Raw genomic sequence first — 7,860 nt, 5'->3', positions numbered from 1 at the left:
AGCAGTCCCCTGCTCTTTAGGGGAAAGGAGGGGCCGCTTCGCGCCCCAGCGGGAGCAAGCTCCCTCGCCACAGGTTGCTTATCGTTCGCTCTATCTCTTAACTGAGCAGCATTACGCTGAAATAGCGGGGTTTTTTATGCCCTTTTGTCGGTGCAGGTCTGGATAAATCTCGCCAAGGTCGTTATCGGAACAGCGTTGGCGACTCAAGTTGGCAAGATTGACCTGGTATTGTTTCTGCCGTGCGGCAGCAAACGGTCATATTTATGTCATGTCAGGTCCGCAAGCTCGGGTCTGTCCGTCAATAACAGGTTGATAACAACAAGGACGACCACATGCCAACACAAAACCCGCACCGCATCGTCGGTCTGTGCACCTCCAGCAAGGTCTACAACGCACTGACCGAACTCAAGCACCTGGAAGGTCATCGCAGCGCCAAGTTTCTCTCGCTGCTGACGCAAAACCTGGTGCGCAAGGGCCTGCTCAACGAGCAGGAAGTGGTTCATATGCTCGATCAGGTGGTTAGCTGACCGACCAACGGTCGTTTGCCCCCGCTGGCGTCAATGACCACTATCGAAAGCGTTGATTACCCCTCAAGGCACCCTGACCTTAAAGTGACTCCACAGATTGATGGAGGTACTTATCATGTCCAAGGTTCAGATCATGTCCGTTATCGGCAGTGCCGTCCCTACACAGCTTAGAGAGATGGGCATGCTCGCCTGTTGGTATCTGGTGCAGGACGGTGTGCAGATCAGCGGCCCGCTCACTTCGCTGCCCGCCGCCCAGGCATTGTCACAACGCATCGGCACCGGCCAGTCCGGCAGGCTCAGCGCCTAGGGCAACTGCACCCGCGGTTTGGTTTCGATGAAGATGTCCCAGCTCGACATGAACAGGGCCGCGATCAACGGGCCGATGACAAAGCCGTTCAGCCCGAATATCGCCAGGCCGCCGAGGGTCGAGATCAGGATCATGTAGTCCGGCATCTTGGTGTCCTTGCCCACCAGCAACGGCCTGAGCAGGTTGTCCACCAGTCCGATCACGAAGATCCCGAACAACCCCAGCACCACGCCCTGCCAGATCGCCCCGGTGAGCAGGAAAAACATCGCCACCGGCGCCCAGACAATCCCCGCCCCGACCGCCGGCAACAGTGACAGAAACGCCATCAACACCGCCCAGAGCAATACGCTGGGAATGTCCAGAAACCAGAAAATCAGACCGCCCAGCGCGCCTTGCGTGATCGCCACCAGCAGGTTGCCCTTCACCGTGGCCCGCACCACACGATTGAACTTGAGCTGCAAACGGCGCTTCTGCTGTTCCTGCAATGGCACCGCCAGGCGCACCTTGCGCGCCAGTTCCGCACCGTCGCGCAGGAAGAAAAACAGCAGGTACAGCATGATGAAAAAGCTGACGATGAACTCGAACGTGCCCTGGCCAAAACTGAAAGCCTGGGTGGCGAAGAACTCGTTGCCGGTCATCGCGCTCTTGATGATTTTCTCCCTCAGCCCATTGAGCTCCCCGATGCCGAAGCGGTCGAGCAAATGCTGGAAATATGACGGCAGGCTGTGCTTGAACTGCGCCACATACCCGGCGATGTCCAGCTCGCCGCTTTCGATGTTCTTGTAGAGCGCGGTTCCCTCCTGGACCAGGAAGACGCCAAGGACTATCACAGGCAGGATCGCGATAAACAGGCAGATGCTCAGTGTGAGCAGTGAAGTGAGGTTGCGCCCCCAACCGAACTTCAGTTGCAGCCGCCGTTGCAGGGGAGCGAAGAGGATCCCGAGGATCACCGCCCAGAACACGGCGCCGTAGAGCGGCAACAGAATCCAGACGAAAGCGATGCTCACCAGGGCCAGCAGGACTGTCAGCGACTTGTCTTTAGGGGTTTCTTCGTTCATGTCCGATCCATGCCAGTCTGCCCGGACGCAAAGGTACGTCCTGATGCTTAGGTCGCCGCGGCCAGCACGAGTGCCATGAACAAAGCATAGATCCAGATCAATAAACCCTCGGGCCAAGTCATTTACCCTGCGCGGCTTTTGCGATCGACCCGCCATGAACCTGATTGCTCCCGAACTGCTCGCCCCTGCCGGCACCCTGAAAAACATGCGTTACGCCTTCGCCTACGGTGCCGATGCCGTGTACGCCGGCCAGCCGCGCTACAGCCTGCGGGTGCGAAACAACGAATTCGATCACGCCAACCTGGCCCTCGGCATTCGCGAAGCCCAGGCTCAGGGCAAGCGCTTTTACGTGGTGGTGAACATCGCGCCGCACAACGCCAAGCTCAAGACCTTCCTCAAGGATTTGGCGCCGATCATCGCCATGGCGCCTGATGCCCTGATCATGTCCGACCCCGGCCTGATCATGCTGGTGCGCCGCCACTACCCGCAGACGCCAATCCATCTTTCGGTGCAGGCCAATACAGTGAACTGGGCGAGCGTCGAGTTCTGGCAGCAGCAAGGCTTGAGCCGGATCATCCTGTCGCGGGAGCTGTCGCTGGAAGAAATCGCCGAGATCCGCGAGCAAGTGCCCGCCATGGAACTGGAAGTGTTCGTGCACGGCGCGTTGTGCATGGCCTATTCCGGGCGTTGCCTGCTGTCGGGCTACATGAACAGGCGCGATGCCAATCAGGGCAGTTGCACCAACGCCTGTCGCTGGAAATATTCGGCGCAACCGGCCACGGAAAACCAGCTCGGCGAGATCGTCCAGACATTCGATCCCGAACCGACCCTGGGCATCGGCGCGCCCACCGGGCAGGTGTTTCTGTTGCAGGAAGCCAATCGTCCCGGCGAACAGATGCCGGCCTTCGAAGACGAACACGGCACTTACATCATGAACGCCAAGGACTTGCGCGCCGTGCAGCACGTCGAACGCCTGACACACATGGGCGTGCACTCGTTGAAAATCGAAGGCCGGACCAAATCCCACTTTTACTGCGCGCGCACCACCCAGGTTTATCGCCAGGCAATCGACGACGCGGTGGCTGGCCGGGCCTTCGACCGTAACCTGATGACCGACCTGGAATCCCTCGCCCAGCGTGGCTACACCGAAGGTTTTCTGCGCCGGCATGTGCATGACGAATACCAGAACTACCAGAACGGCAGCTCGGTGTCGGAACGCCAGCAGTTTGTCGGTGAACTGACCGGTCAGCGACGGGATCGCCTGGCCGAGGTCAAGGTGAAGAACCGCTTCGGTCTGGGCGACCACATGGAACTGATGACGCCCAAGGGCAACTTCCACTTCGACCTGCACCAGTTGCAAAACGCCAAAGGTGAAGCGATCGACGTTGCACCCGGCGATGGGCATACGGTGTATTTGCCGATACCGGATGCGGTGGATCTGGATTTTGGATTGTTGATGCGAGATATCAACATGCCGTAGCCCCTGTGGGAGCGGGCTTGCTCGCGAAGGCGACGTGTCAGCCAACATTAATAGTGACTGATACACCGCCTTCGCGAGCAAGCCCGCTCCCACAGGTACTGCGTCAGGCAAATTCCTCGCGGAGCATCGCCACGAACGCTTCACGCGCCGGGTGCACTCCGGCGTTTTCGTGCCAGTAAAAAAGATTGTCGACGGCGGTCAGTTCGGGGAATTCAAACCCTGCGCACCCCGCGCCTTTGGCGTATTGATCGAAAATGCCTTTGGGTACCAGCGCCACGCCAGCCCCGGCGCTGACGCAACCGACAATCGCGCCATAACTGGCCAGGCTGACAATCGGCAGTGCCTGCCCTTGTCGCAGCAACCAATGCTCCAGCGCCGCCCGGTAGGGACAGCCCTGGGGCCACATGAATACGGTCTGGTCCTGCAAATCGCTGATGTCACGCAGCGGCCCCAGGGATGTCGAGGCGATCAGCAGCAGATCTTCGCGGTACATCGGCGTGCGCTTGAGGTGCGAACGCTCGACATCCACCGCGACGATGGCGCCGTCGAGTTTGTGATTGAGCGTGTCATCGAGCAACTGGCCCCAGGAGCCGGTGGTCAGCTCCAGTGCCACCTGTGGAAAACGCTTGTGGAATTTCGCCAGCAGACGCGGCAAACGCCCGGTGGCCGACGACTCGATGGCCCCGATGCGCAAGGGGCCGGAGGGCTCGGCCGAAGGATCGACCGCGCGTTTGGCCTCGGCGGTGAGGGCCAGGATTTTCGAGGCGTAGGCCAGAAACGTCTGCCCCGACGGGCTGATGCGCAGCCCTCGGCCCTCGCGCAGAAACAGCGCGACACCCAGTTCGGCCTCAAGGGCCTTGATCCGTGCAGTGATGTTCGACGGCACGCAATGCAACAGCTCAGCTGCGCGGGCGATGCTGCCGACGTCGGCCACGGTCTTGAACATGCGAATCTGTGCCAGCTCCATACATCACCCACAGTGAACGGTTAGCGCAGTATAAGTCAGTTGTGGCGAACGATCCGCTTTCTGATACTCGGTGCATCCGCCCACAGGTGCACGACCATGAAGCCGCTCTCACCCTCCCCCGTTTCGCCCTTGAAAATCATCCTGGCCATGGCGTTTGTCGTGGCGTGCTGGGGCTATTCCCCAACCGGCATCCATATCGGCTTGCAGGCCTACGACCCCGTACATCTGGCGCTCCTGCGCTTCTTGCTGGCTTCCGTGTTCATGGCCGTGGTTGCGATATTCAAGGGCATTCGCCTGCCAAGCCTTCGAGACTTACCGCTGATGTTCGGCCTGGGCTTCTTTGCCGTGAGCCTGCACCACGTGGCGATCAACTTCGGACAGCAGGGTGTCAGCGCCGGCGCTTCGAGCGTCCTGGCCCAGACCACGCCGCTGTTCAGCACATTGATTGCGCGCTTCGTGTTCAAGGATCAGGTGAGTCTGTGGCGCTGGGGTTGTGTACTGCTCGGGCTGCTTGGCGTGGTGATTGTGGTGGCGGGCGATCACGGCCTGGGCAGTCTTGATGCCCACGGCTTGCTGATCCTGCTGGCGGCGGTGTCCTGGAGCCTCTACTTTGCCCTGCAAAAGCATCACACCGGGCGTTACGACGGGCTGACGCTGGTGTGTTACACGGTGTGGTCCGGGACGGTGCTGTTGCTGGTTTACTTGCCCGGCCTAGTGGATCAAGTCGCCCTTGCGCCGCTGCACGTGCAGTTTGCAGTGATCGCCCTGGGGATATTCCCCAGTGCCCTGGCCTACCTGGCCTGGGCGTTTGTGCTGGCGCATGTCGATTTGAGCCGGGCGACGATGACGCTGTATTTGACGCCGCCGACAGCGATGGTCATTGCGTCTTATGCGTTGGGTGAGCGGCCGACATTGATGATCGTGGTGGGCGGGCTGGTGGTGTTGACGAGTGTGCTGGCGCTGAATCTGGAGCGGCGGGCTGTCATGGTTCAGGTTGCCCGGGCCTGATCCATTTTTTTGCCTGGACTGACGCCTTCGCGAGCAAGCCCGCTCCCACAGGTTCAGGGTCTGCTCAAGAACCGCGGCAAACATAAAACCCTGTGGGAGCGGGCTTGCTCGCGAAGAACGACAACTCGGTATAACTGAAAAAACGCCCCCTGATCAGCATCAACTAGCCGAAAACCGGTCACGACTGTTGCTCAGGTGCAACCACATCGCCGCCCGCGCCGCGTCCGGGTCCTGGCGCCTGATGGCATTGAGAATCGCCTCGTGCTCGAGGTTGGCCAGCTCGCCGAGTTTGCTCAAGTCCACTGCGCCACGCTCGGCCGCATTGACCCTGGTGCGCGGAATCATGGCACTGCCCAGGTGCTGCATGATCTCGGTGAAGCACAGGTTGCCGGTGGCTTCGGCGATCAGCAGATGAAAACGCCGGTCGGCTTCGACACAGCTGTCGTTGTTGGCCAGCAGGCTTTGATAGTCATCCAGCGCTTCACGCATCTGCGCCAGTTGCTGATCGCTGCGGCGCATTGCCGCCAATGCGGCCGCCTGGGTCTCCAGGCCCATGCGCAACTCCAGAATGCTGCGGACCCCCAGCGCGGTATCGACATTGAGCCGTAACCCCTGCTCCGGTGCGCGCTCGATCACGAACGTGCCGATGCCATGCCGGGTTTCCACCAGCCCCGAGGCCTGCAACTTCGAGATTGCCTCACGCACCACCGTGCGACTGACCCCGTGTTCCTGAACGATGGTGTTTTCCGACGGCAACTTGTCACCGGGCAACATCTGGCCGAGCAGGATGCGCTGGGTCAGTTTTTCGACCAGGTCATGGGCCAGGTTGTGGCTGCGCTTGCGGGCGGGAGCTTCGAGGTCTTCGTGCATGAGGGTGTCCGGAAATCTGGGCTATCGAATCGTAGCACCGCGCCTGGTGGGAATCTTGAAAAACCTCACGCAACTTGTATGACAACACTCATCATTTCGCCCCTATAGAGCCATTTCAAAGGCCAGAGATCACCGTATAAAGAATAACAAGACCCAGACACAGCGCCATTTTGTTGGAAAAACACAGTTGCACGATGAAAAAATGTAGTTGTATGATGTCTAGCAACAACGCAGCACCCAGCCTTACCCCGCATAAAAATAACGAGTGGGAGAAACGCAGTGAATACATCCATCTCCGGGATGCAGGACGACGCCAATTCAGCGCTGAAGTCCGCCATCGCCAAAGTCAAACGTCACGTCTTGCCGCTGTTCGTCATCATGTTCATCGTCAATTACATAGATCGCGTGAACATCGGCTTCGTCCGCGCCCACATGGAACATGACCTGGGCATTGGCGCTGCCGCCTATGGCCTCGGTGCCGGGCTGTTCTTCATCGGTTATGCGCTGTTCGAAGTGCCCTCCAACATCCTCCTGCAAAAAGTCGGCGCGCGGATCTGGCTGACACGGATCATGCTGACCTGGGGCCTGGTCGCCGCAGGCATGGCATTCATCCAGAACGAAACCCACTTCTACATTCTGCGATTTCTGCTGGGCGTGGCCGAAGCCGGTTTCTTTCCCGGGGTGATCTACTACTTCACCCGCTGGTTGCCCGGCGTGGAGCGCGGCAAGGCGATTGCCATTTTCCTCAGTGGTTCGGCGTTCGCGTCGCTGATCTCAGGCCCCCTGTCCGGTTTGCTCCTGCAAATCGAAGGGCTGGGCCTGCACGGCTGGCAGTGGATGTACTTCATCGAGGGCATGTTTTCGGTGGGGTTGTGCGTGTTCGTCTGGTTCTGGCTGGACTCCAGACCCCACGATGCCAAATGGCTGAGCCGCGAAGAGCAGGACGCGCTGGTCCAGGTCATCGACGACGAACAACTGGCCCGGGAAGCGGCGACCCCCATCAAACCGTCGCTGGGCAAACTGCTCAAGGATCGCCAGATCATCCTGTTCTGCCTGATCTATTTCTTTATCCAGCTGACCATTTATGCCGCGACCTTCTGGCTGCCCAGCATCATCAAGAAAATGGGCGAGCTGAGCGATGTCCAGGTCGGGCTGTTCAACTCGATTCCGTGGTTGCTGTCGATTGTCGGCATGTACGTCTTCGCTTCGCTGTCGGCCAAATGGAAACACCAGCAAGCCTGGGTTGCCGCCGCCCTGCTGATTGCGGCCGCCGGGATGTTCATGTCCACCACCGGCGGACCGGTCTTCGCCTTCGTCGCCATCTGCTTTGCAGCACTGGGCTTCAAATCAGCCTCGTCACTGTTCTGGCCGATTCCCCAGGCCTATCTGGATGCGCGCATTGCTGCTGGTGTCATCGCGCTGATCAACTCGGTGGGCAACCTCGGCGGCTTCGTTGCGCCGACCACTTTCGGCCTGCTGGAAGAACGCACCGGTTCCATTCAGGGCGGCCTGTACGGCCTGGCCGCGACCTCGATCATCGCCGCCATCATCGTGTTTGCCGCTCGCAACACACCGAAATCCGCACCCGCCGTGGCGCTGGGCAAACCTGCACCCAACCACGCCTGAATTCTGCTTTTTAAGGA

Annotated in this window: 8 protein-coding genes; 5 read left to right on the top strand and 3 right to left on the bottom strand. The window is 59.8% G+C overall.

What is annotated here, in order from left to right:
- Positions 1-332 precede the first annotated feature (332 nt).
- Positions 333-527: a hypothetical protein gene (locus PMI28_RS11940; RefSeq protein WP_007988042.1), complete on the top strand. Its 195-nt coding sequence runs from the start codon at positions 333-335 to the stop codon at positions 525-527.
- Between the two features lie 115 nt (positions 528-642).
- Positions 643-834 (top strand): hypothetical protein, encoded by a 192-nt coding sequence (locus PMI28_RS11945; RefSeq protein ID WP_007988041.1) that lies wholly within the window; start codon positions 643-645, stop codon positions 832-834.
- Here the strand turns inward: PMI28_RS11945 and PMI28_RS11950 are convergent.
- On the bottom strand, positions 831-1,892 hold the full coding sequence (locus PMI28_RS11950) for an AI-2E family transporter (protein WP_007988039.1): 1,062 nt from the start codon (positions 1,890-1,892) through the stop codon (positions 831-833). The genes PMI28_RS11945 and PMI28_RS11950 overlap by 4 nt on opposite strands.
- 154 nt (positions 1,893-2,046) lie before the next feature.
- On the opposite strand from PMI28_RS11950, the gene trhP reads away from it, so the two are divergent.
- On the top strand, positions 2,047-3,372 hold the full coding sequence (gene trhP / locus PMI28_RS11955) for a prephenate-dependent tRNA uridine(34) hydroxylase TrhP (protein WP_007988037.1): 1,326 nt from the start codon (positions 2,047-2,049) through the stop codon (positions 3,370-3,372).
- Between the two features lie 103 nt (positions 3,373-3,475).
- Here the strand turns inward: trhP and PMI28_RS11960 are convergent, their stop codons facing one another.
- Positions 3,476-4,339, bottom strand: a complete 864-nt coding sequence (locus PMI28_RS11960; protein WP_007988036.1) for a LysR family transcriptional regulator — start codon at positions 4,337-4,339, stop codon at positions 3,476-3,478.
- A 96-nt stretch (positions 4,340-4,435) separates the two neighbouring features.
- Between PMI28_RS11960 and PMI28_RS11965 the strand changes: the two genes are divergently transcribed.
- Entirely contained in the window at positions 4,436-5,347 is a 912-nt protein-coding gene (locus PMI28_RS11965) for a DMT family transporter (RefSeq protein ID WP_007988033.1), read from the top strand.
- Positions 5,348-5,506: 159 nt separating this feature from the next.
- On the opposite strand, the gene PMI28_RS11970 is transcribed toward PMI28_RS11965, so the two are convergent.
- Positions 5,507-6,217 carry a FadR/GntR family transcriptional regulator gene (locus PMI28_RS11970; RefSeq protein WP_007988031.1) on the bottom strand — a complete coding sequence of 237 codons (711 nt, stop codon included), beginning with the start codon at positions 6,215-6,217 and terminating at the stop codon, positions 5,507-5,509.
- A 279-nt stretch (positions 6,218-6,496) separates the two neighbouring features.
- Here PMI28_RS11970 and PMI28_RS11975 point away from each other — a divergent pair, with 279 nt between their 5' ends.
- A complete protein-coding gene (locus PMI28_RS11975) occupies positions 6,497-7,843 on the top strand; it encodes an MFS transporter (RefSeq protein WP_007988029.1) in 1,347 nt (448 codons plus the stop codon).
- Positions 7,844-7,860 lie beyond the last annotated feature (17 nt).

This window comes from Pseudomonas sp. GM48 (genome assembly GCF_000282335.1).
Taxonomy (GTDB): Bacteria; Pseudomonadota; Gammaproteobacteria; order Pseudomonadales; family Pseudomonadaceae; genus Aquipseudomonas.
Note: the sequence above shows the minus strand (reverse complement) of the source record. Positions and strands in the feature narration are given on the sequence as shown.

Excerpts from the sequence above, each read along its gene's own strand:
- PMI28_RS11940 (WP_007988042.1), top strand. The coding sequence starts at position 333 with ATGCCAACACAAAACCCGCACCGCATCGTCGGTCTGTGCACCTCCAGC.
- PMI28_RS11945 (WP_007988041.1), top strand. The coding sequence starts at position 643 with ATGTCCAAGGTTCAGATCATGTCCGTTATCGGCAGTGCCGTCCCTACA.
- PMI28_RS11965 (WP_007988033.1), top strand. The coding sequence starts at position 4,436 with ATGAAGCCGCTCTCACCCTCCCCCGTTTCGCCCTTGAAAATCATCCTG.
- PMI28_RS11970 (WP_007988031.1), bottom strand. The coding sequence starts at position 6,217 with ATGCACGAAGACCTCGAAGCTCCCGCCCGCAAGCGCAGCCACAACCTG.
- PMI28_RS11950 (WP_007988039.1), bottom strand. The coding sequence starts at position 1,892 with ATGAACGAAGAAACCCCTAAAGACAAGTCGCTGACAGTCCTGCTGGCC.
- PMI28_RS11960 (WP_007988036.1), bottom strand. The coding sequence starts at position 4,339 with ATGGAGCTGGCACAGATTCGCATGTTCAAGACCGTGGCCGACGTCGGC.
- trhP (WP_007988037.1), top strand. The coding sequence starts at position 2,047 with ATGAACCTGATTGCTCCCGAACTGCTCGCCCCTGCCGGCACCCTGAAA.